General features: G+C 71.7%; 24 protein-coding genes. 9 read left to right on the forward strand and 15 right to left on the reverse strand.

The features are described from left to right. The 4 genes from MR1_RS07260 to MR1_RS07275 form a co-directional block, all read left to right on the forward strand. The coding region (locus tag MR1_RS07260; protein WP_217996196.1) for a DUF4190 domain-containing protein at nt 1-367 on the forward strand (367 nt) is incomplete at its 5' end. A 36-nt stretch (nt 368-403) separates the two neighbouring features. After that, nucleotides 404-781, forward strand: coding sequence for a DUF3099 domain-containing protein (locus MR1_RS07265; protein WP_084344429.1), 378 nt, complete (start codon nt 404-406; stop codon nt 779-781). Next, nucleotides 778-975 carry a hypothetical protein gene (locus MR1_RS07270; RefSeq protein ID WP_067244506.1) on the forward strand — a complete coding sequence of 66 codons (198 nt, stop codon included), beginning with the start codon at nt 778-780 and terminating at the stop codon, nt 973-975. Before MR1_RS07265 ends, MR1_RS07270 begins: the two co-directional genes overlap by 4 nt. Beyond that, complete coding sequence (locus tag MR1_RS07275; RefSeq protein ID WP_067244508.1) at nt 972-1,817, forward strand: SURF1 family cytochrome oxidase biogenesis protein; 846 nt, start codon at nt 972-974, stop codon at nt 1,815-1,817. Before MR1_RS07270 ends, MR1_RS07275 begins: the two co-directional genes overlap by 4 nt. 42 nt (nt 1,818-1,859) lie before the next feature. Here the strand turns inward: MR1_RS07275 and MR1_RS07280 are convergent, their stop codons facing one another. The 4 genes from MR1_RS07280 to MR1_RS07295 all read right to left on the reverse strand — a co-directional run bounded on the left by MR1_RS07280 (nt 1,860) and on the right by MR1_RS07295 (nt 5,427). After that, entirely contained in the window at nt 1,860-3,458 is a 1,599-nt protein-coding gene (locus MR1_RS07280; protein ID WP_067244511.1) for an ABC-F family ATP-binding cassette domain-containing protein, read from the reverse strand. Nucleotides 3,459-3,550: 92 nt separating this feature from the next. Then, on the reverse strand, nt 3,551-4,147 hold the full coding sequence (locus MR1_RS07285) for a CbiQ family ECF transporter T component (RefSeq protein ID WP_067244513.1): 597 nt from the start codon (nt 4,145-4,147) through the stop codon (nt 3,551-3,553). A 25-nt stretch (nt 4,148-4,172) separates the two neighbouring features. Then, nucleotides 4,173-4,850, reverse strand: a complete 678-nt coding sequence (locus MR1_RS07290) for an energy-coupling factor ABC transporter ATP-binding protein (protein ID WP_067244516.1) — start codon at nt 4,848-4,850, stop codon at nt 4,173-4,175. Then, nucleotides 4,840-5,427, reverse strand: coding sequence for a biotin transporter BioY (locus MR1_RS07295; protein WP_067244518.1), 588 nt, complete (start codon nt 5,425-5,427; stop codon nt 4,840-4,842). The genes MR1_RS07290 and MR1_RS07295 overlap by 11 nt, the downstream gene beginning before the upstream one ends. Nucleotides 5,428-5,512: 85 nt before the next feature. Here MR1_RS07295 and MR1_RS07300 point away from each other — a divergent pair, with 85 nt between their 5' ends. Continuing rightward, nucleotides 5,513-6,121 (forward strand): TetR family transcriptional regulator, encoded by a 609-nt coding sequence (locus MR1_RS07300; RefSeq protein WP_067244520.1) that lies wholly within the window; start codon nt 5,513-5,515, stop codon nt 6,119-6,121. Here the strand turns inward: MR1_RS07300 and MR1_RS07305 are convergent. From MR1_RS07305 to sufB, 7 genes are all read right to left on the reverse strand, one after another. Next, a complete protein-coding gene (locus tag MR1_RS07305; RefSeq protein ID WP_067244522.1) occupies nt 6,090-7,463 on the reverse strand; it encodes an MFS transporter in 1,374 nt (457 codons plus the stop codon). The genes MR1_RS07300 and MR1_RS07305 overlap by 32 nt on opposite strands. A 13-nt stretch (nt 7,464-7,476) precedes the next feature. Next, a complete protein-coding gene (locus tag MR1_RS07310) occupies nt 7,477-8,637 on the reverse strand; it encodes a MalY/PatB family protein (RefSeq protein WP_067244524.1) in 1,161 nt (386 codons plus the stop codon). A 98-nt stretch (nt 8,638-8,735) separates the two neighbouring features. Continuing rightward, nucleotides 8,736-9,065 carry a metal-sulfur cluster assembly factor gene (locus MR1_RS07315; protein WP_067244526.1) on the reverse strand — a complete coding sequence of 110 codons (330 nt, stop codon included), beginning with the start codon at nt 9,063-9,065 and terminating at the stop codon, nt 8,736-8,738. 9 nt (nt 9,066-9,074) lie between these two features. Next, on the reverse strand, nt 9,075-9,845 hold the full coding sequence (gene sufC, locus MR1_RS07320; RefSeq protein WP_067244529.1) for a Fe-S cluster assembly ATPase SufC: 771 nt from the start codon (nt 9,843-9,845) through the stop codon (nt 9,075-9,077). 54 nt (nt 9,846-9,899) lie between these two features. Further along, nucleotides 9,900-10,235: a non-heme iron oxygenase ferredoxin subunit gene (locus tag MR1_RS07325; protein ID WP_067244531.1), complete on the reverse strand. Its 336-nt coding sequence runs from the start codon at nt 10,233-10,235 to the stop codon at nt 9,900-9,902. Further along, a complete protein-coding gene (sufD, locus tag MR1_RS07330; protein ID WP_067244533.1) occupies nt 10,232-11,434 on the reverse strand; it encodes a Fe-S cluster assembly protein SufD in 1,203 nt (400 codons plus the stop codon). The genes MR1_RS07325 and sufD overlap by 4 nt, the downstream gene beginning before the upstream one ends. Next, nucleotides 11,435-12,853, reverse strand: coding sequence for a Fe-S cluster assembly protein SufB (sufB, locus tag MR1_RS07335; RefSeq protein ID WP_067244536.1), 1,419 nt, complete (start codon nt 12,851-12,853; stop codon nt 11,435-11,437). A 230-nt stretch (nt 12,854-13,083) separates the two neighbouring features. Here sufB and MR1_RS07340 point away from each other — a divergent pair, with 230 nt between their 5' ends. Beyond that, complete coding sequence (locus tag MR1_RS07340; protein WP_067244539.1) at nt 13,084-14,235, forward strand: COX15/CtaA family protein; 1,152 nt, start codon at nt 13,084-13,086, stop codon at nt 14,233-14,235. 130 nt (nt 14,236-14,365) lie between these two features. On the opposite strand, the gene MR1_RS07345 is transcribed toward MR1_RS07340, so the two are convergent. Together MR1_RS07345 and MR1_RS07350 are read right to left on the reverse strand one after the other, a co-directional pair. After that, a complete protein-coding gene (locus tag MR1_RS07345; protein ID WP_067244542.1) occupies nt 14,366-15,709 on the reverse strand; it encodes an FtsX-like permease family protein in 1,344 nt (447 codons plus the stop codon). Beyond that, a complete protein-coding gene (locus MR1_RS07350; RefSeq protein ID WP_067244543.1) occupies nt 15,706-16,446 on the reverse strand; it encodes an ABC transporter ATP-binding protein in 741 nt (246 codons plus the stop codon). The genes MR1_RS07345 and MR1_RS07350 overlap by 4 nt, the downstream gene beginning before the upstream one ends. Nucleotides 16,447-16,571: 125 nt before the next feature. Between MR1_RS07350 and MR1_RS07355 the strand changes: the two genes are divergently transcribed. Next, nucleotides 16,572-17,855 carry a sensor histidine kinase gene (locus tag MR1_RS07355; RefSeq protein ID WP_067244545.1) on the forward strand — a complete coding sequence of 428 codons (1,284 nt, stop codon included), beginning with the start codon at nt 16,572-16,574 and terminating at the stop codon, nt 17,853-17,855. Continuing rightward, on the forward strand, nt 17,836-18,498 hold the full coding sequence (locus MR1_RS07360; protein ID WP_067244548.1) for a response regulator transcription factor: 663 nt from the start codon (nt 17,836-17,838) through the stop codon (nt 18,496-18,498). Before MR1_RS07355 ends, MR1_RS07360 begins: the two co-directional genes overlap by 20 nt. Nucleotides 18,499-18,523: 25 nt before the next feature. Here MR1_RS07360 and MR1_RS07365 read toward each other — a convergent pair whose 3' ends face one another. Continuing rightward, the gene (locus MR1_RS07365; RefSeq protein ID WP_067244550.1) at nt 18,524-19,501 is read right to left on the reverse strand and encodes a hypothetical protein; all 978 of its coding nucleotides are present in this window, start codon (nt 19,499-19,501) and stop codon (nt 18,524-18,526) included. A gap of 92 nt (nt 19,502-19,593) precedes the next feature. On the opposite strand from MR1_RS07365, the gene MR1_RS07370 reads away from it, so the two are divergent. Next, nucleotides 19,594-21,267 (forward strand): serine hydrolase, encoded by a 1,674-nt coding sequence (locus tag MR1_RS07370; RefSeq protein ID WP_169797662.1) that lies wholly within the window; start codon nt 19,594-19,596, stop codon nt 21,265-21,267. 33 nt (nt 21,268-21,300) lie between these two features. On the opposite strand, the gene MR1_RS07375 is transcribed toward MR1_RS07370, so the two are convergent. After that, nucleotides 21,301-22,203, reverse strand: coding sequence for a heme o synthase (locus MR1_RS07375; protein ID WP_067244618.1), 903 nt, complete (start codon nt 22,201-22,203; stop codon nt 21,301-21,303). Nucleotides 22,204-22,437: the final 234 nt, after the last annotated feature.

Here is a 22,437-nt window from a genome sequence, read left to right on the forward strand (position 1 = left end):
CCCGTCGGCATACGGCGGGCCCGGGGCGCACGGCACGCCGCCCGCGTACGGGTACGCGGCGCCGTATGCTCCGCCCGCGCCGACCAGCGGGCTCGCCGTGACCTCGATGATCCTCGGCATCGCCGGCCTCGTGCTGATCTGGGTGGTCGTCCCGCTGCTCGCCTCAATCGCGGCCGTCATCACGGGACACATCGCCCTGGGCCAGTGCAAGCGCAACCCGCAGCTGGGCGGACGGGGCATGGCGATCGCCGGGCTGATCCTGGGCTACATCGGGGTGGCGGGACTCATCGTGATCGTGGCCCTGTCGATCATCAGCTTCCTCTTCTTCGGCGCGTTCTCGCTGTCGATGATCCCGCTCATGTCGTGATCCGAGAGCGGTGCGGCGGCGTAGGCTGGACTCACCGTGAGAAAGTCCCGCACCGCCCCCTCGCTGACCTCCTTGCCGCGCGCGCCGCGCGATGAGGCCAAGGGGCGAGCCCGCCAGTACATCGTCACGATGTCGATCCGCGTGGCCTGCCTGCTGCTCATGGTGGTCGTGACCCCGTACGGCTGGTACACCTGGCTCTTCGCGCTCGCCGCGATCGTGCTGCCCTACATCGCCGTGGTGTTCGCCAATGCCGGGGACGATTCGACCGAGACCGTCATCGAGTCGCCCCAGCTCGGGATCACCGCCGCGCCGACCGAGCCCGCTCCCCCGGCTTCGGACGAGGGCCGCCCCACGCTGAGGATCCAGGAGACCGGATCGACGCCGGCGGACCCCGATCCCGGAGCCGCCCGATGACGGACCCCGCCCCCGAGTGCTCGCGCGCGGGGTGCCGCTCCGTCGCCACCCACCGCGTGCTCTGGCGCAATCCGCGCATCCACGCCCCGGATCGGCAGAAGGTGTGGACGGCCTGCGACGAACACGTCGCGTTCCTCAGCGACTACCTGCGTGCCCGGGACTTCCCGGTGGACGTGCGGAAGGGGTTCTCATGATGCGCCGTCGGCTCCTGCGATGGGCGGGGTACGTCGCCGTCGCCCTCGTCTTCGCCGTCGTCTGCGTCCTGCTCTCCCAGTGGCAGTTCGCGCGCAACGAAGGGCGAGAGACGCAGATCCGCCTCGTCGAGGAGAACTATGACGCCCCGGCGGTGCCCCTGGGTGACCTGCTGCCGGCCGGCGCCGCCCTCGACCCCGAGGACGAGTGGCGCCCGGTGCTCCTGCGCGGCGAGTACGTCCCCGAGGGTCAGCTCCTCGTCCGGAACCGTCCGCACGGCGGCACCAGCGCGTTCGAGGTGCTCGTGCCGTTCCGCACGGACGACGGCCGGACCCTCATCGTGAACCGCGGGTGGGTCGCCCCCGGCGAGGGCGAGGTTCCCGACGTCGTCCCCGCCGCCCCGACGGGCCCCGTCGAGGCCGTCGTGCGTCTGCGCCCGCAGGAGCCCCTGCCGCCCTCCGGCCGCGGCGCGCCGGAGGGGCAGGTCCCCAGCATCAACCTCGGCTTCGTCGCCGACCTCCTGGAGTCGGAGGGCCTTCAGGACCCGTCCGCCCCGGTCGACGCCGGCGCATACGGAGCGCTCGTGTCGGAGGACCCCGCACCGTCCGCACGACCGCACGGCTTCGATGCGCCGTCCGAGGACCCGGGACCGCATCTGTCCTACGCGATCCAGTGGATCCTGTTCGCCCTCATGGGCTTCATCTTCATCGGGTACATCATCCGCACCGAGGTCGTGAAGCACCGCGAGGAGGCGGAGGGGCGGCCCGCCCGCGAGCCGCGCCGCCGACGCGATCGCGACATGCACGACGAGGACGAGCTCCTCGACGCGGCCGGCCACCGCTGACCGTACCGACGGTGAAAGGGGCGGACCCGAGCGGCCACGCCCCTAGGCGAGCTCGATGAGGTCCTGGTACTCGCGGCTCCAGATGTCCTCCACGCCGTCCGGGAGGATGAGCACCCGCTCGGGGTTCAGGGACTCCACCGCACCGGGATCGTGGGAGACGAGGACGACGGCTCCCTCGTAGTGGGCCAGGGCGCCGAGGATCTCCTCGCGGGACGCGGGGTCGAGGTTGTTCGTGGGCTCGTCCAGCAGCAGCATGTTCGCCGAGGAGACGACGAGGGTCGCGAGGGACAGCCGCGTCTTCTCCCCTCCGGAGAGGACGCCCGCGGGCTTGTGGACGTCGTCTCCGGTGAAGAGGAACGACCCGAGCACCTTGCGCGCCTCGGTCTCCGTCAGGTCCGGCGCGGCCGACACCATGTTCTCCAGCACGGATCGCGACACGTCGAGGTTCTCGTGCTCCTGGGCGTAGTATCCGATCTTCAGGCCGTGCCCGGGCTCCAGCTGACCGGTGTCGGGCTGATCCACCCCGGCGAGGATCCGCAGCAGGGTGGTCTTTCCCGCACCGTTGAGCCCCAGGACGACCACCTTGGACCCGCGGTCGATCGCCAGGTCCACGTCGGTGAAGATCTCGAGCGACCCGTAGGACTTCGACAGCCCCGAGGCCTTCATCGGGGTCTTGCCGCAGGGCGCCGGCTTCGGGAACCGGAGCTTGGCCACGCGGTCCACCTGCCGGACCTCCTCCAGCCCGGACAGCAGCTTCTCGGCGCGGGCGACCATCTGGTGCGCCGCGGCGGCCTTCGACGCCTTGGCGCCGAACCTCGCCGCCTGCAGCTGCAACTGGGTCGCCTTCTTCTCGGCGTTGGCGCGCTCCTTCTTGCGCCGTTCCTCGTCGGCGACGCGCTGACGCAGGTAGTTCTTCCAATTCATGTTGTAGATGTCGATGACCTGGCGGTTCGCGTCGAGGTAGAACACGCGGTTGACGGTCTCGCCGACGAGCTCCACGTCGTGGCTGATCACGATCAGGCCGCCCTTGTAGCCCTTGAGGAACTCGCGCAGCCACACCACGCTGTCGGCGTCGAGGTGGTTGGTCGGCTCGTCGAGGATCATGGTGTCGGCGTCCGAGAACAGGATCCGTGCGAGCTCGATGCGCCGCCGCTGTCCGCCGGAGAGGGTCTTCAGCGGCTGGTCGAGGATGCGGTCCGGCAGAGAGAGGTTGTGTGCGATGGACGCGGCCTCCGCCTCCGCGGCGTAGCCGCCGAGGGACTCGAACCGCTCGGTGAGGTTCCCGAAGCGACGCATGGCCTTCTCCGCCACCGCCGGGTCGTCCGAGCCCATCAGCTCGGAGGCCTCACGGATGCCCAGGGTCAGCGATCCCAGCCCGCGGGCGTCCAGGATCCGGGTCCGCGCGAGCATCTCCGGGTCCCCGGAGCGCGGGTCCTGGGGCAGGTAGCCGATCTCGCCGCTGCGGTCCACCCGGCCGTCGGACGGCAGCGTGTCCCCGGCGAGGACCTTCGTCAGCGTGGTCTTGCCGGCGCCGTTGCGGCCGACGAGGCCGATCTTGTCGCCGTCGGCGACGCGGAAGGAGACGTTCTCCATGAGCAGGCGCGCTCCGACGCGGATCTCGAGGTCGTGCACGGCGAGCACAGCAGACGTCCGTTCTGGAAGAGGGTGAGCGGCCGGATGGCCAGCCTCCCAGTATAGGGCGCCGCGCCGTGCGGACGCCGACCGGTCCGCGGTCAGGGGGCGAGGCCGCGCGCCGTCAGCGCCTCCCCCACCGCGTCCGCATGCCGCAGGGTCCGCACCAGGATCGGCACCGCACCGCGCGGACCCATCCGCACGCCCCGCGCCCGGTGGGCGTCGCGCGTCTGCTGGACGAATCCGGACACCACCGGCACCGTCGCGATCGTCAGGGCGAGAACCAGGGCGGCCGCATCGGGGTCGACGCCCATGGCCCGGAGCGGCGTCAGCACGCTGCGCAGCACCTCGGTCACGGCCGCCATCGTCGTGGTCGCCGTGACCAGCTCCGCAAGGAGCATGAGCGCGACCACTCGGCCGGTGCTGACGGCGGCCGCCTCCCAGGAGACGAGCAGACCGAGCGCGCCGCCGAGCACCACGACGATCCAGCGCAGCCGCCACCACGCCGCGCCCAGCGCCGACAGCGGAAGCCGGGCGAGCGGGTACAGCAGCGAGACGAGCACGAGGACGCCGCCGACGCCGACGGCGCTCAGCGGGACGAGAGCGAGCAGGAGCGCCGCGCCGGCGAGCAGCGCGATCTTGGCCCCGGCGGGCGTCCGGTGCACGATGCTCCGCCCCGGGCGATAGAGCTGTCTCACGGGCGGTCCCTCCTCTCGCCGGTGCTCATGCGCACTGGGCGACGTAGGCGGACACGACGGCATCCGGCGACCCGACGGCGACGACCCGCCCGTCCTCGAAGAGGACCGCCTCGTCGCACCGGAGCGCCAGGTCCAGGTCGTGCGTGACCAGCACCAGGGGCTGGCGCAGCCCGAGGAGCAGCTCGGCGATCCGACGGGTGTTGCGCAGATCGAGACGCGTCGTGGGCTCGTCGGCGACGACGAGGTCCGGCTCCGTCGCGAGCACCGCCGCCAGCGCGAGCAGCTGCTTCTCGCCGCCCGACAGCTCGGCCGCCGGGGCGTCGGCCAGGCCCCCGAGGCCGTAGCGGTCGAGAACGGCGCCGACGCGGGGATCGGCGGCCCCTCGCCGTCCGGCGCGCAGGGACAAGGCGACGTCCTCCGCGGGCGTGGGCATGAGGATCTGCGCCTCCGGATCGGCGAAGACGAATCCCACCCGACGCCGGACCTCCCGCGCGTCGCGGACGGGATCGAGCCCTCCGACGCGCACCGACCCGGTCGTGGCGTGCTGCAGACCGTTCAGCAGGCGGGCGAACGTCGACTTGCCCGATCCGTTCGCGCCGAGGACGGCGGTGCGCGGTGCGGTCACGCGGAGACTCACGTCCTGGAGGATCCACCGGCCGTCCGCGCGGACCCCGACCCCGTCGAGCCGGATGTCAGCCGACATGGGCGGGCGCGTCCGGGCGCCTCGGCGAGGGAGCGAAGGCACGGGGGTACGCCCGGCGGAGCGCGAGCGCGAGCGCCGTCGCGGCCACCGCCTTCAGCAGATCGCCCGGGAGGAAGGCCAGCGACGCCAGCGCCGTCGCCCCGAGCGGCACCCCCGTGACCAGGGCCTGGACGGGGATCCCGAACAGATACACCACCCCGACGCCGCCGACGAGCGTCGCGAGGGCCGTCCGCCAGACGCTCCGCCGCCCCGTTCCGGCGATGAGGCCGATCGCGACCACGCCCGCGACCCACCCGAGCAGGTATCCGGCGCTCGGGCCGACGAACACGCCGAGTCCCCCTCGTCCTCCGGCCAGCACCGGGAGGCCGACCGCAGCCAGGGCGAGGACGGTCAGCACCGCCAACGGTGCGACCCGCGGACCGAGCACCAGCCCGGCGAGCATGACGCCGAGCGTCTGTCCCGTTATCGGCACGCCTGCCGGCAGTGGCACGATGACCAAGCCGAGCGCGACGATCAGAGCGGCGAACACCGCGATGCGTGCGGCCTCGGCCCCCAGCGGACGGGTGGGTGAGGTCATGATTCCTCCTCGACTCGGATGCGGATCGCGAGACGCGATCTCCTGAACAGCGTTCACTAGAACGCTGTTCAGTATAGTGAGGGGCATGACCCCTCCCTCCCCCGGGCGGCACGACCGGGAGCGCATCGTCTCGGTCGCCGTCGACCTCCTCGACCGGGTGGGACTCCCCGACCTCACCATGCGGAGACTCGCCGGAGAGCTGGACGTTCAGGCCAGCGCGCTGTACTGGCACTTCTCCAGCAAGCAGGACCTGCTCGCTGCGGTGGCGGACCGCATCCTCGAACGGCCGCTTCCGCCGTCGCCTCCGGGCGCAGGGCCCGACGACCGGCTCCTCACGGTCGCCCGGGGCATCCGTGACGCGCTGCTCGCCTGTCGCGACGGCGCCGAGGTCGTCCTCAGCACGGCGGCGATGCGACGGGGAGCCTCCCGCGCGCACGACGCCATCGTCGACGCCCTCCCGGGGGTCGACGCCCGAAACGCTCCGGCCGCGACGGCGATCCTGCAGTTCATCCTCGGGCACACCAATCTCGTGCAGCAGCGCATGCACGCCGAGAGCCACGGTGCGGCGGCGGAGCACGACGGCGCCGCCGCCGACGCCGTCGTCTTCGACCTCGGGATCCGGATGCTCGGCGCGGGCCTCCGAGGCGAGGCGGCTTCGGCGGTCAGTCCCGCAACGGCGGATTCCCGAGCCTGAGCCCGGGGAGGAGCGCGATCAGGAGCATCGCGATCGACAGCAGGAACACGGCCGAGAACGCGGCAGCGCCGGCCGCGGCAGCCCCGAACAGCAGGCCGGCGACCGCCAACGCCACCGCCGATCCCGTCGAGTCGGCGATGGACAGCGCCGAGGAGTGGAAGCCCTCGTTCCCTCGGGTGGAGTACGCGAGCATGAGCACGTTGAGGCGCGGATAGACCAGGCCCATGCCTCCGCCGGCGAAGGTCCAGCCCACGACGATGAGCCACGGCGGCAGCGGTACGCTCACCGTCGCGAGAACGATGAGGACGCCCGCAAGCACGGCGGCGAGGCTGATCACCGCGATGCGCGTGCTGCCCAGCCGATCCCCGATCCGCCCCTGGAGCCAGGACGCCCCCGACCACGCGAGCGCCGCCCCGGTGAGCGCGAGCCCGGCCAGGGTCGGTGGGAACGCGAAGCGGTCCATCAGGGCGTACGGGATGTAGGCCTCCGCGGCGAAGAACGCCCCGGCGACGAGCCCGCGCATGAGGATCACGCTGGGGAGTCCCTTCCCGGCTCGCAGGGTCCCCCGCGGCAGGAGGGGAAGGATCGCGACCCCGATCACGGCGACGGCGAGGACGGCCCCGGGCCAGCGCCACTGCGGCGGCGCGTCCACGGCCAGCCCGACCGCGACGGCGGCGACCGCGACGACGACCGCGAGCATCAGCCGGGACCCGATCCCTCGGGTGCCCTCCGCCTCCCCCTGCCCGAGGTCCACGCCGTGCAGGCGGAGCGCCACCAGGAGCAGCGCCAGCAGCGCGAGGACCGCGACGCCGAGGAACATCCAGCGCCAGTGCAGGTACTCGGTCACCGCGCCCGCCAGGAAGGGACCGATCATGGAGGGGACCACCCACGCGGCGGCGAAGGCGCCGAAGATCGCCCCGTGCAGTCTCGACGGGTACAGCCGCGCGACCACCACGTACAGCGCCACGGTCTGGCCTCCGGCGCCGAGCCCCTGCACGAGGCGGCCGATCAGGAACACCGTCATGTCCGTCGCGGATCCGGCGATCACGAGCCCGACGACGAACAGCGCGGTCGCCGTGTACACCGGGAGCCGGGGACCGGCGCGATCGCACCAGGCGCCCGTGGCGACCATGCCGATCACCCCGGTCGCGAGCGTCCCGGCGAACGCGACGGCGTAGAGCGACTCGCCGTGCAGCTCGGCGCTCACCACCGGCATCACCGTCGTGACCGCGAGCGCCTCGATCGCGGCGAGGAAGATCAGTGCGACGGCCCCGAGCGTGACGCCGGCGTATCGCGCGCTCCAGATCGAGTCCGCGCGGGGCGCGGCCTCGGCCGCCGTCACGACGCCCTCGTGCTCATGACGACCGCAGCGCGGCGATCCGCGTGACGGCCTCCGTCAGCACCTCGGGAGAGCAGGCGATGTTGATCCGGACGTGTCCGGCGCCCTCCGCGCCGAAGGTCGGGCCGCGGTTCAGGGCGACCTTCGCCTCCCGCAGGATCCGTCCGGCCGGGTCGTCGCCCCAGCCGAGCGGGCGCAGGTCGACCCAGGCGAGATAGCCGGCATCGGGGATGCGGTACTCCGCCTCGGGCAGCAGCTCGGTCAGCAGGCGCGCGAGGAGTCGGCGGTTCTGATCGAGCGCCGCGAGGAGTCCGTCCAACCAGGCGTCGCTCTCCGGCGCCCACGCCGCGACGGCGGCCAGCGCGCCGAACAGGCCGGTCCGCCACTCGACCTCGGCGGGAAGACCCCGGACGACGGCTGCGGGGCGCTCCCCCGCGGTCACCATCACGGCGCACTTGAGTCCTGCGAGGTTGTACGCCTTGCTCGCGCTCGTGACGGTGAAGCCGACCTCCGCCGCCTGCGCGGAGGCGGCGAGGAACGGTGTGAACGCGACGCCCGGCTGCACCAGCGGCGCGTGGATCTCGTCGCTCACGACGATCGCACCGTGCGCGGCCGCAATCTCAGCCACCCGTGCGAGCGCCTCCCGCGCGTGCACGGTGCCGGTCGGGTTGTGCGGATTGCTGAGCAGCACCGCCCGCGCGCCGCCGGCGAGGGCGCGTTCGATGCCCGCCGTGTCCAGCTCCCATCCGTCGCCCGTGTCGCGCAGCGGCACCGGCTCGACGACCGCCCCCGATTCCTCGATGCAGTCGACGAAGGGCGGGTAGACCGGCGGTGCGATCACGACGCGGTCGCCCGGCTGCAGCGCCGCGCGGAGGATCTCGACGACGCCCATCATCACGTCGCCCGTGGTGCGGACCTGCGTCGGGTCCACGGTCCAGCCGAATCGGCGCGCCGCGAACGCGGAGAACGCGGAGCGGACGCCCGGGTCCGGCGGCGTGTAACCCGTGTCGCCCAGCTCCACCGCGCGCATGAGGCGTTCCGTGATCGCCGGGGCGAGGGGGAAGTCGGACTCCGCGACGAACAGCGGCAGGACGTCATCGGGATACGTCCGCCATTTGGTGCTGGATCGTTGACGGAGCTGGTCGATCGGCAGGGCCTGGAGCGGAGCGGACGTCATCCTCCGAGCCTAGCGATCCGGGAGCGGTCGCGACCGCGCGGACGGAGCATGACGAAGGCCCGACGCCCAGGCGGCGTCGGGCCTTCGTCAGGGCCGGGTCAGATCGCGAAGCCGAGCGCGCGCATCATGTCGCGCCCGTCGTCGGTGATCCGCTCCGGACCCCACGGCGGCATCCACACCCAGTTGATGCGGAATCGCTCGACGACGGAGTCCAGCGCCTGCGCGGTCTGCTCCTCGAGCACGTCCGTGAGCGGGCAGCCGGCGCTCGTGAGCGTCATGTGGATCACGAGGGCGTCGTTCTCGTCGTCCCAGGCGAGGTCGTAGATGAGTCCGAGGTCGACGACGTTGATCCCGAGCTCCGGATCCATGACGTCCTTGAGCGCCTCGGTGACCTCGTCGTACTTCTCCTCGGTGAGGGTCGCGGTCATGGCTTCAGCCTACGCCTCGATCGGCGCGGAGGGGTCGAGGAACCGGTCGTAGCCCTCGTCCTCGAGCCGGTCGGCCAGCTCGGGGCCGCCCTCCTCGACGATCTTGCCCGCGACGACCACGTGCACGAAGTCCGGGCGGATGTAACGGAGGATCCGGGTGTAGTGCGTGATGAGCAGCACACCGAGGTTCGTCTCCGCCTTGGCGCGGTTGACGCCCTCCGACACGATCTTGAGCGCGTCGACGTCGAGGCCCGAGTCGGTCTCGTCGAGCACGGCGATCTTCGGCTTGAGCACCTCGAGCTGAAGGATCTCGTGGCGCTTCTTCTCGCCGCCGGAGAAGCCCTCGTTGACGTTGCGCTGCGCGAACTTGCCGTCCATGCGCAGGTTCGCCATCGCGGCCTTGACGTCCTTGGTCCACTGCCGGATCGACGGCGCCTCGCCGTCGAGGGCGGTCTTGGCCGTGCGCAGGAAGTTCGTCACGGTGACGCCGGGGATCTCCACCGGGTACTGCATCGCGAGGAACAGGCCCGCGCGGGCGCGCTCGTCCACGCTCATCTCCAGCACGTCCTCGCCGTCGAGCGTGATCGATCCGCTCGTGACGGTGTACTTCGGGTGGCCTGCGATCGTGTAGGCCAGCGTGGACTTCCCGGAGCCGTTGGGGCCCATGATCGCGTGGGTCTCGCCCGTGCGCATGGTCAGGGTGATCCCGTTGAGGATCGGGGTGGTCCCTGCATCGGTCTCGACCGTCACGTGGAGGTCGCGGATCTCGAGGACAGACATTCTGTTCTCCTTCGTCGGTTCTTTACGTCGTGGTGCGTCGGGACGGCGCGCTGGTCAGAGCGCGGAGACGTCCTTCGTGACGGCGGGGTCGATGAGCACGTCGTCGCCATCGATCTCGACGACGTAGACGGGGACGGGCTCGTAGGCGGGGAGGTTGAGCGGCTTGCCCGTGCACAGCGAGAACGCCGAGCCGTGCGCCCAGCACTCGAGGGTCTGCCCCTCGACGAACCCCTCGGACAGCGAGATGTCGCCGTGCGTGCAGGTGTCGCCGATCGCGTGGATCGTGCCCTCCGCGTCGAGCACGACGGCGATCGGGACGCCGTCGAGCTCGACCCGCAGCGGGGTGTCCTGTTCGAGGTCGCTCACTCCGCAGGCGCGCTGGGCGCTCATGCGGAGACCTCGGCGAGCTCCGCCTCGATCGCGGCGAGCAGCTCCTCCTCAAGGGCGGGGATGCGCAGCCGCTGCACGATGTCGCTCAGGAAGCCGAGCACGACCAGCCGGCGCGCCTCCTCTTCCGGAATGCCCCGGGCCTGGAGGTAGAACAGCTGCTCGTCGTCGAAACGCCCCGTGGCGCTCGCGTGCCCCGCACCGAGGATGTCGCCGGTCTCGATCTCGAGGTTCGGGATCGAGTCCGCGTGGGCGCCCTCGGTGAGGACCAGGTTGCGGTTCGCCTCGTACGAGTCGGTGCCGGTCGCGTCCGGGCCGATCAGGACGTCACCGATCCACACGCTGTGGGCGCTCTCCCCCTGGAGGGCGCCCTTGTAGAGGACGTCGCCGGTCGTGTGCGGGCCCTTGTGGTGCAGGTACACCTGGCTCTCCAGGTGCTGACCGGCGTCCGCGTAGGAGAGCCCGTACATACGGCCCTCGGAGCCCGCGCCGGCGAGCTCCAGGCTGGGGTTGACGCGCACGACGCCCCCGCCGAAGCTCACCACGAAGTGCGTGAGCGCCGCATCGCGGTCCACCCGCGCCTGGTGCGCCGCGGCGTGGATCGCGTCGTCCGCCCAGCGCTGCACGGAGACCACCGTGAGGCGGGATCCCTCCCGCGCGATGATCTCGACGTTCTGCGCGTACTGCGCCGACCCGTGGTGGTCGAGCACGACCGTGGCCTGCGCGTTCGGCATCGCCTCGATGAGGAGCTGGCCGAAGGCGCGCTTGCCGGCGCCCGTCCCGTCGATGCGGAGCACGATCGGCTCCGCCACCTCGTCGCTCTCCTCGATGCGCAGGTGCAGACCGCGGCGGGCGTGCTTCCAGGCGAGGGCGCTGACACGGTCCTCCGGACGGAAGAACTGCCCGTATGCGTCCTCCTCGTCGGGGACGAGGAAGGCCTCCGCCGCGTCGAGGTCGATCGAGACCGCGTCGTCGTCACCCGGCTCGTCCGCGAGCAGCGCGCGCAGGCGCTCCACCGGCGTGTGCTTCCAGTTGACCTCGCGGCCCGTCGGAGCGTCGAAGTCCGCGGGATCGAACGAGTGCGGGCGCTCCGAGCGGGTCTGGACGGGGACGAAGCTCCCCGCCGCGGCGACCTGTGCCGCGGGGTCGATGTGGGCGTGCGTGTCCTGCGCCGCAGAGGGCGCCGTCGTCGAGGCCGTCATCTAGCCGACCGATCCTTCCATGCCCATCTCGATGAGCTTGTTCAGTTCCATCGCGTACTCCATGGGCAGCTCCCGCGCGATCGGCTCGATGAAGCCGCGCACGATCATCGCCATCGCCTCGTCCTCGGGCATGCCGCGGGACTGCAGGTAGAAGAGCTGCTCCTCACTGACCTTCGACACCGTGGCCTCGTGCCCGAGCTGCACGTCGTCGACCCGGATGTCGATCGCCGGGTAGGTGTCGGAGCGGGACTTCGTGTCCACGAGCAGAGCGTCGCAGCGCACCGTGTTCGCCGAGTGGTGGGCGTTCGCGTCCACACGGACCTCGCCGCGATACCCCGCGCGTCCGCCGCCGCGGGCGATCGACTTCGAGACGATCGACGACTGCGTGTAGGGCGCCATGTGGATCATCTTCGCGCCAGCGTCCTGGTGCTGGCCCGGGCCCGCGAACGCGACCGAGAGGGTCTCGCCCTTGGCGTGCTCGCCCATCAGGTAGATGGACGGGTACTTCATGGTGACCTTGGAGCCGATGTTGCCGTCGACCCACTCCATGGTCGCGCCCTCGTGGGCGACCGCACGCTTGGTGACGAGGTTGTAGACGTTGTTCGACCAGTTCTGGATCGTCGTGTAGCGCACGCGGGCGTTCTTCTTCACGATGATCTCGACGACGGCCGAGTGCAGCGAGTCGCTCTTGTAGATCGGCGCGGTGCAGCCCTCGATGTAGTGGACGTAGCTGCCCTCGTCGGCGATGATGAGCGTCCGCTCGAACTGGCCCATGTTCTCCGTGTTGATGCGGAAGTAGGCCTGCAGCGGGATCTCCACGTGCACGCCCTTCGGCACGTACACGAACGAGCCACCCGACCAGACGGCCGTGTTCAGCGCCGCGAACTTGTTGTCGCCGGCCGGGATGACGGTCCCGAAGTACTCCTCGAAGAACTCGGGGTGCTCCCGCAGCGCCGTGTCGGTGTCCATGAAGATGACGCCCTGCTGCTCCAGGTCCTCGCGGATCTGGTGATAGACGACCTCGGACTCGTACTGTGCGGCGACGCCCGCGACGAGGCGCTGACGCTCCGCCTCCGGGATGCCGAGGCGCTCGTAGGTCTCACGGATGTCCGCGGGCAAGTCCTCCCAGGACTGGGCCTGCTTCTCGGTGGAGCGCACGAAGTACTTGATGTTGTCGAAGTCGATCTCGCTGAGGTCGGCGCCCCAGGTCGGCATCGGCTTGCGCCCGAAGAGCTGGAGCCCCTTGAGACGGGTCTTCAGCATCCACTCGGGCTCGTTCTTGAGGGCCGAGATGTCCCGGACGACCGCCTCGCTCAGACCGCGTTTCGCGCTGGCGCCGGCGGCATCGGGGTCGTGCCAGCCGAACTCGTACACCCCCAGACCATCGAGCTCCGGGCGATCGATCAGCACATCCGACATCACACACTCTCCTCATCGGGCCGCAACGGTGTCATCCGCCCCGGCACGCCGCATCCCCGTCGTGTCTGCGGGGATGGGGGTGCCGCTGGTGGGCCCTCTCATGGACGCTTCGCGCCTAGACTGTTCTCGATGTCACGCGCACGAGCGCGCGCATCGCAACACCCCCGATTCTACAGGTTCCCTCCGACATGCGGACCGTTTCCGTCCCGCCGGCGGGATCCGGAGGACCCATGCCCGAGAGCACCGTTTCGCCTGCCGCCCCGCACCGCCTCCGCGAGGCTCCTCCCCGTCCCGGCGGCGGCGCGGAGGCCGCACCGTTCCCGGCCAGGCCCCTGCGCGTGTTCGCATGGCTCTCGTTCCTCGCGGAGGTCATCATCATCGGGACCGGCGGCGCCGTGCGGCTCAGCGGTTCCGGCCTCGGCTGCTCGGAGTGGCCGATGTGCACCCCGGACTCGCTCGTGCCGACGCCCGAGCAGGGCTATCACGGGATCATCGAGTTCGGGAACCGAACCATGACGGGCGTCGTGGGCCTGCTGGCGCTCGCCGTCCTGCTGCTGCTCCTGCACGCGGTCGGTGGCCGCCGCGCGGTGCGCTCCACCCTCTGGTTCGCCGGCGGCGGCATCGTCGCCGCACTGATCGCCTACGGGATCGGCACCGCGGCGGGCCTTCCCGGTTTCATGTTCCTCAACGCGACCCTGCTCCTCGCCGTCGTGGTCGCGGCAGTCTTCTCGCTCCGCGCGAACGGCACCCGACGCGACCTCACCGCCCTCGCGTGGCTCACGGTGATCGGCATCATCGCCCAGGCCTTCGTCGGAGGCATCACGGTCGTCACGGGACTCAATCCCTTCATCGTCGGCTTCCACTACGCCTCCTCCCTCGTCCTCGTCTGCATCACCGCCGCGTTCCTCGTCCGGATGCGCGAACCGGCCGGGCCGCGAGAGCGGGTCGTCCCGTCCTGGTTCGCCGCGCTCACCCACGTCACGGGGCTCGTGCTCGCCGTGACGATCGTCGTGGGAGTCCTCACCACCGGATCCGGACCCCACTCCGGCGATGCGGACATCGTCCGGCGCGGGTTCGACGCGTCCGTGATGGCGCACGTGCACTCCTGGCCCGGGTACGTGCTCGCGGCGCTCGTGCTGCTCCTGGCGGTGATCGCCGGGGTCCGCCGGCTCCGGCCCCGCGCCTGGCTCCTGGCCCTGATCGTCGCGATCGGCGTCCAGGTCGCCGTCGGCGTGATCCAGGCGCGGACGGGGCTGCCCGAGGTGCTCGTCGGGACCCACATGGTGCTCGCCGCGCTGTCCGCCGCCGCCTACACCGTCGTCGTCCTGCGCCTGAAGCGCCCCGTCGCTTCCACCGCCCCGGACGCCCCTGCCGCCCCCTGATCCTCCGGCGTCCCCTTCCTCGAAACCCCCTCTCCCCGTCGAGACCCCCTCGGGCACACGTATCCCAGAGGGGGTTTCGACGGGGAGAGGGGGTTTCGGCGGTGTGGAGGAGCGAGGATCCGGGCTGCCGTCACTCAGCGGCGAGCACCCGCGACACCGGCATGCGCAGCGCGGCGGCCGTCGGGACGAGCGTCGCGAGCGTGATCAGCCCGGCGCCGACCGCGCCGACCAGCAGGATCGGTCCCCACGCCACGACCGGGGCCGACAACCCCAGGCCCGCAGCCAGGAACCCGCTGCCGATCACCGTCGCCGCCGCGCCGAGGAGAACCGCCGTCGCCGCGTGGATCGTCGCCTCCCCCCACGCCGCCCGCAGAATGACGCCGCGGTCGGCGCCGGCCGCCTGCAACAGCGCGACCTGGCGCTCGCGGGCCCCGGAGGCCATGAACACCGCGACCGCCGCCCCCGTCGTCCCCACCAGCAGCGGGCCGCCCAGCATCACGGCGACCGCCTCGGTCTGGATCGTCCAGTCGCCCTGCTGCCCCGTCCACGTCGGCGCCGCCGCCCCGAGCGTCGCCGCTCCGCTGTAGAGCCCGCCGACCAGGGCGATCGCGACCATCAGCGGTGCGATCACCGCGGTGCTCTGGCTCACGCGGGAGCGGGCATCGTGCCGGGCGAGGAACCACGCCCCCGACATCCGGGCCGGCACCAGCGCCGACCAGATCCGCTGGGCCGCGGGATACAGCACGGGCCCCCACGCCGCCATCAGCGCGACGACGGCAGGCGTCAGGAACATCCCTCGGTTCACGATCGATGAGAAGTCCCCGTCGCCGAGCCGCCAGGCAAGGGCGGTCACCCCGCCGAGGGTCGCGACGACCAGCACTCCACGCAGGACGCCCATGCGGATCCGGGGCGGTTCGGGTTCGCGCAGCGCCTCGACCGGCGGGACACGGCTCGCCCGGCGCGCCGCGCCGTGCCCTCCGGTCATGCAGAGGACGCCGACGCCGACCCCGACGCAGAGGAACGAGACCGGCCCCAGGCGCAGCGGGGTCGACAGCACCTCGTCGCCCCAGGTCTGGAAGAAGTACGCGAACAGCGGCCGCATGACCGTCGTCGTGAGCGCGCAGCCGAGAAGACCGCCGCCGATCCCGACGAGGCCGAGCTGGGCCCGCACCACGACGCCGACGCGCGAGGGTGACACCCCGACGACCTGCCAGAGGGCGTAGCCGCGCTGCTGGAGGGCCACGGTCAGGTTCGCCGCGCCCGCGATCACGACGACGGCGCTGATCCCGGTGAAGACCAGAACCATGCTGCTCGCGCCCTCCAGGGTCTGCCTGACCGCGCCGCCCTGGACCAGCCCGGTCTCCACCAGCATCGCGGCGAAGCCGGCCACGAACCCCACCACGACGGCCAGGAGCAACAGCCCGCTCCAGATCCGTGCCTGACGGACGAGGTCCGCCGCCATGAGCCGGATCATGGCCGCTCCCCCGCGGCGGCGAGAGCGTCGAGAACCTCATCCGGCGTCGCGCGCCCGAGCTCGCGATGGATCTCGCCGTCCCGGAGCACCAGGACGCGATCGGCCTGGGCGGCGGCCTCCAGGTCGTGCGTCACGAGGACGACGCTCCGCTCCTCTGCCGCGGCCGTCCTCAACAGCCGCAGAACCGACGCGCCCGTGCGCGTGTCGAGCGCGCCGGTCGGCTCGTCGGCGAAGACGACGTCGGGACGCTGCGCGAGGACGCGGGCCAGGGCCACCCGCTGCTGCTGCCCTCCGGAGAGGCGGCCGGGAAGGACCGAGGAGCGGCCGGCGAGCCCGACCTCCTCCAGCGCGCGATCCACCTCCGCCGCCCGGACGCCGCGCCGGGCGAGGCGCGCCGGCAGCGCGACGTTGTCCCCGGCGCTCAACGACGGGATGAGGTTGTACGACTGGAACACGAATCCGACGTGCTCCCGGCGCAGCGCGGCCAGCGCTCGGCGACGCAGCCCGCCCAGCTCGGTCCCGAGGAGGCGGACCGACCCGCCGTCGTACGGCTCCAGCCCGGCGAGGCAGTACAGCAGCGTGCTCTTGCCGGATCCGCTCGGGCCCACGATGCTCACCATCTCCCCCGGCGCCACCGTGAGCGAGACCCCGCGGAGCACCTCTGTGGCCGTCGCGCCGCGGCCGGCTCCCGGGAAGGACTTGCGGAGGTCGTGCGCCTGGACGAGGTGTCGGTTCATGCCGCCATTCGATCCCGGGCGCCTCCGGCGGGGCCACCGGGCAGGCTCCTCCCTCGGGGTAGAGCAGGTTCTACCTTCTGCTCGACGGGACCGCTCCCGACCAGCGCCATCCGTAGGCTGATCGCATGAACGGACCCCGGCTGTGGAGCGCGCTGGTGCGCTCGCCCTGGCGGTTCCTGGGGAGCGCCTGGCCGTGGCGCGCGCTGCTGTACCTGCTGACCAGCGCCGCGCTCGCCGTGATCCTGCTCCCCGTGGTCGTCCTCACCCTCCTGCTGGTGCCGCTCTGGGCCCTGCCGCTCGGGGCGCTCGAGCGCCGGAGGACCCGGATCCTCGGCTTTCCCGTGCAACGCTCCGCGCATGTGCGCCTCGAGCCGGAGCAGCGCCACATCTGGCTGTCCGTACGGCTGTCCGAGGCCGCCACCTGGCGGGAGGTCGGCGCGCTGTTGCTGGACGTGCTGCTGGGCGGCGTCTCCCTCGCGCTTCTCTTCGCCGAGGCCGTCGCCCTCGTCCTCCTCGTCGCCGTCGGCGCGACCGGGATCCGCCGCGAGACGACCATCACCCTGTGGGAGGGCGGCGTCGTCTCGCCCTCGCCGAGCACCTGGTGGCTGACGATCCCTCTCGGCCTGGCGGCGCTCGGGCTGTTCGGCTATCTGAACGCCGCGCTCGCCGGCGGCCATGCGTCGCTGCTGCGGTTCCTCTGCGGTCCGCGCGAGGAGGAGCTGACGCGGAACGTCGAACGGCTCACCCGCTCCCGGATCGTGCTGGTGCAGGCCCTGGAGGACGAGCGCCGGCGGATCGAGCGCGACCTCCACGACGGCGTGCAGCAGGAGCTCGTCACCGTCGCCGCCCGGCTCGGGATGGTCGGCCTGGAGCTGGAACAGCTGCAGACCGCGGGAGCGGACGCCGACGCGGCGCTCCAGGCCTTGACGGCGGCGCAGCAGCAGACCGAGCACGCACTGGGGACGCTGCGCCGGACCGTCCGAGGGATCCATCCCGCCGTCCTCACCGACCACGGGCTCCGCGCGGCGTTGTCGGAGCTCGCGGACCGCACCCCGGTCCCGATGACCCTCGACCTGACCGGCCTCGATGCGCGGCGGCTCCCGGCGCCGGTCGAGACCGCCGCCTACTACCTCGTGACGGAGGCCGTCACCAACGCCGCCAAGCACACCGCATCCGCCCGGGTGGACGTGACCGCTCGATGGGACGCCGCCGTGTTCGCGCTCGACGTGGTGGACCAGGGGCCCGGCGGGGTCGCCGAGGACGCGGGGACGGGGCTGCGGGGACTCCGCGAGCGGGTGGAGACGATCGGCGGCGAGTTCCAGGTGAGCAGCCCTCGCGGCGGGCCGACGCGGGTGGGGATGCGGATCCCGACAGCGGGAGAGGACACGCATGCGCATCCTGTTCGCTGAGGACTCCGGCCTGCTCCGCGAGGCGCTGGTGGCTCTGCTGGAACGCCTCGGTCACCGGATCGTGGCGACCGCGGCCTCCGCCACCGAGCTCCTGGACGCCTATCTCTCGCTGGAGCGGGACGGGTCCCCTCCCGAGCTCGTGCTCACCGATGTCCGGATGCCGCCCGGCGACCGCGACGACGGCCTCGCCGCCGCCCTGCGGATCCGCGGGCGGAACCCGGGGCAGCCGGTGCTCGTGCTGTCTCAGTACATCGCGGACACGTACGCGCGGGAACTCCTCACGCTGCCCGAGGGAGCGGTGGGGTACCTCCTCAAGGACCGGGTGAACCGCGTCCGCGACTTCGACCGGTCTCTCGAGCGTGTCCGCAGCGGCGGCACCGTGATCGACCCGGAGGTGGTGCAGCATCTTCTCCGGCCGCGCCGCGAGGGACCGCTGACCCGGCTGACGCCGCGCGAGCGGGAGGTCCTCGCCCTCATGGCGGACGGCCTGTCGAACGCCGAGATCGCCGGCAGGCTGGTCCTCAGCGACGCGGCCGTGAGCAAGCACGTCGGCAACGTGTTCCGCGGACTCGACCTGACCCCCGTCGATGAGAACCGCCGCGTCAAGGCCGTCCTCGCCTACCTGCAGTCCACGACGGGCTGACGGACAGGAGGGCCTCCCGTGCCCCTCACCGAGGCGTCGCGCGCACCGGCGCACCGGGACAGCCGTCCTCCGCCCAGGCGACGCCGAGGGCGAACAGCGTCTCCACGCCGTACCGCTCCATCGCCGCGGCGATCCGGCGGCGTCCGGTGCGGGGAGTGATCCCCAGGGATCGGGAGGCCGCGTCCAGCGTCATCCCCCGCCGCATGCGGTGCAGCAGCGTTCCGTATCCGGCGGTGTCGGCTGCGACGGGCTGCGCCTGCTGCCAGAGGCGCGCGAAGTAGTCCTGCGCGAGTCCCGCGATGACGGGACTCGACACGGCCAGCACGCTCTGCGGCGCGGTCTCGCCCCAGACGAGCGGAAGCGCCGTGACGCCCTCGTCGTCGACCCAGAACCAACCCGGCGGGCTCGGCAGCACCCGGAACTCGACGTCCGATGCCCGGAAGGCCTCGACCATCGCGGTGAGGCGGTCGTCCAGCTCGACGGCGGGGATGATCGCGCGCACCGACGCGTACGCCCCCATCGCCTGGGCGAACGCGCGAGAGCGCTCCGGACTACTGACCCGGTACCGGTCGATGTCGGTGAGGACCGCACTGACCCTCCCACCGGGGGCCACGCGCGACGCCTGCACGGCGAACCACAGGTCCTCCGCCGCGTGCGGGCCGTGCGCCGTCTGGATCGGGAGCCGCCCCCGCGCCACGGCCTCGCCGAACGTCCACGACGCCGTCCGGCGAGCCACGCCGTCCACGATCGACGCCAGGCGCATGCTGCGCGCCTCGGCCTCGGCCCGCTCGCGGTGGAGCAGTCGTTCGATCGCGAGCGCGGCGGCCTGCGCCGGCGCGTGCAGGAGGATCACGCCCTCCTGGAGCGTCAGGTGCCCTTCCGCGGACAGCCGGCGCAGCGCCTGCACCGTCCGTTCCGTGTCCATCCCGGTGCGTGCCGTCACCGTCGGCACGTCGGGAAGCCGATCGCGGTGGAGCAGATCGAGGAGGTCGTCGTCCGACATGTCTGTCCTCAAGCGGACAATGCACGAAAGGGTCCTTGCATCGTCCTGTTCCGGTCACTTGGATGAGTCTGGACGCTAGCAGGAGGATCGAGATGGGGATAGGGCTCCGACGGCATCCGCTGGGGACGCAGGTCCCGGCACTCCACCGCCGGGACCACGCGTCGCGGCGACCGCGACGGACCCTCAGCGCCGCCCTCGTCCTGGTGATCCTCACGAGCGGAATGACCGCGTGCACCGCTCCCGTCACGGGCCCTGCGGTCGCGACCGGCGACAGCCCCGCCCAGGACGCGGTGTCCCTGGGGGCGCCGCTCGAGGAGCGCATCGCCGACGCTGTGCGGGCGTTGCCCCAGCTCGCCAGGGACGGTCTCGACCGCACCGGTGTCCCCGGGATGTCGATCGCCGTCGTGCACGACGATCGACTGCTCTTCTCGGACGGCTACGGCCTCATCGAGAAGGGCGGCGAACAGCCCGTCACCGCCGACACCGTGTTCCAGATCGCCTCGATCTCCAAGCCGCTCTCGGCCACCGCCGTCGCCGCGGTGGGACGCGAGATCGGCGTGGACTGGTCGACGCCGATCTCATCCGTGCTCCCCGACTTCGAGCTGTCCGATCCCGTCGTGTCCGAGCGGGCGACGATCGGCGACGCGTTCAGCCACCGCATGGGCCTCGCGACCGGATCCGGCGACGACCTCGAGGACATCGGCTACGACCGCGACACCATCCTGTCGCGCCTCCGCCTGCTTCCCCTGGCCCCGTTCCGCTCCTCGTACCACTACTCCAACTTCGGCCTGACGGTCGGCGCCGAGGCGGTGGCCGAGGCCGCCGGCGAGCCGTGGGAGGACCTCATCGACCGAGCCGTCTTCGAGCCGCTCGCCATGACCTCGAGCAGCGCCCGCCACGAGGACTACCTCTCGCACCCGGATCGCGCCCGGCTCCACGCCCTCGTGGACGGCTCCTTCGAGCCGCTGTACGACCGTGACCCGGACCCGCAGTCGCCCGCCGGCGGGGTCTCCTCGACGGCGAACGACATGAGCGCCTGGATGCGCCTGCTGCTCGCCGGCGGCTCGTTCGGCACCCGCACCGTGGCCGATCCGGATCTGCTCCGAGAGGCCATGACGCCGCAGATCGTCAATTCCCCCTCCGGGTCGACCGATCAGCGGCCCGGGCACTACGGCTTCGGCTTCAACGCCTCGCCGCTCGTCAGCGGCCGCATGGCGGTGTCCCACTCCGGAGCCTTCTCGCTCGGCGCCGCCACCGCCTTCCAGGTGGTCCCGGACCTCGACCTCGGGATCGTCGTGCTCACGAACGGCGCTCCGGTGGGCCTGCCGGAGGCCGTCGCCGCCGCGTTCCTCGATCTCGTGCAGTTCGGCAAGGTCACCCGCGACTGGGTTGCCGACGCCGAGGCCGCGTTCGCCCCGTACACGGCGCCCGACGGTGATCTCGTGGGCGTTCCGCGCCCCGCGGATCCCGCACCGGCCGCCCCGGACTCCGCCCTCGTCGGTCGCTACCTCAATCCGTACTTCGGGGAGGCGACGGTCCGTCGCACGGACGACGGCCTGGTGGCGTCGATCGGCCCGGACGGCAGGGCTCGGCTCCTCCTCGAGGACTGGGACGGCCCCGTGTTCGCATACTCCCCGTCCGCCGAGAACGAGCCGGCGGGATCGCGGGCGTCCGCCGAGTTCGTCCTCGACGGGGGCACGGCCCGCACCCTGCGTCTGTCGTCCTTCGACGCGCAGGGCTTCGGGACGTGGACCAGGGCCGGCTGAGCGGATCGGGCCGATGGCACGGCCCGGCCCGCGTCAGAACGGCAGGAGCGGATCGACGGCGACAGCCAGGAAGATGAGCGTCAGGTACGTGATGGAGGCGTGGAAGACGCGCATCGGCTTCGGGGAGGTGCCCCGCACGGCCTGGGCGTAGAGCCTGTGCGACTCATAGATGAACCAGCCGCCGAAGACCGCCGCGGACACCGTGTACACGAGGCCCATGCCGGCGACCGGGACCAGCAGCAACGAGCAGGCGACCGTCGCCCACGCGTAGAGGATGACCTGCAGCCCGACCTGCGGGGCCGAGCGCGTGACGCCCAGCATCGGCACGTCGACGTCGTCGTAGTCGTTCTTGTACTTCATCGACAGCGGCCAGTAGTGCGGCGGCGTCCACAGGAACACCAGCATGAACAGCACGAACGGCGGCCAGTCCAGCGAGCCGGTGACCGCGCTCCACCCGATGAGCACCGGGAAGCAGCCCGCGATCCCGCCCCAGACGATGTTCTGCTCCGTGCGCCGTTTGAGGATCATCGTGTAGATGACGACGTAGAAGAAGATCGCGGTCGCGGACAGCGCCGCCGTGAGCAGGTTCGTCGTCAGCCACAGCCAGACCGTGGAGACGATGGCGAGGGCCCACGAGAAGATGAGCGCTCCGCGCGGCGAGACCTCCCCGGTGACCAGCGGTCGGTTCTCCGTGCGCTGCATGTGGGCGTCGATGTCCCGGTCGAGGTACATGTTGAAGGCGGCCGCCGAGCCGGCGCTGAGCGAGCCGCCGATGACGGTCGCCGCGACGAGCCAGAGGTTCGGCAGGCCGCCCTGGGCGAGGAACATCACGGGCACCGTGGACACGAGCAGAAGCTCAAGGACGCGCGGCTTGGTCAGAACGATGTACGCCTTGATCGTCCGCTTCAGTGAGCGATCTGCACCGACCGGCTTCATGATCGTCGAGATGCTGATCGCCTCCTCCTGCGCATACACGGAACATTCCCAGTCTAGGCCACCGGAATGCGGGGTCGAACCGCCGAAACAGTTCGCGTCGCACCGGCGACCGCCGGATCCATCCGCACTATGCTGAGAACCGCTTGCGCGCCCGATGATCGTCCCCAGGCCATTCCGTGATGTCGCGGAACGCGCAGGGACGCGGGTGCTCTCGAAACTCTCAGAAAGGGCTCT

Source organism: Microbacterium resistens NBRC 103078, from assembly GCF_001552355.1.
Taxonomy (GTDB): domain Bacteria; phylum Actinomycetota; class Actinomycetes; order Actinomycetales; family Microbacteriaceae; genus Microbacterium; species Microbacterium resistens.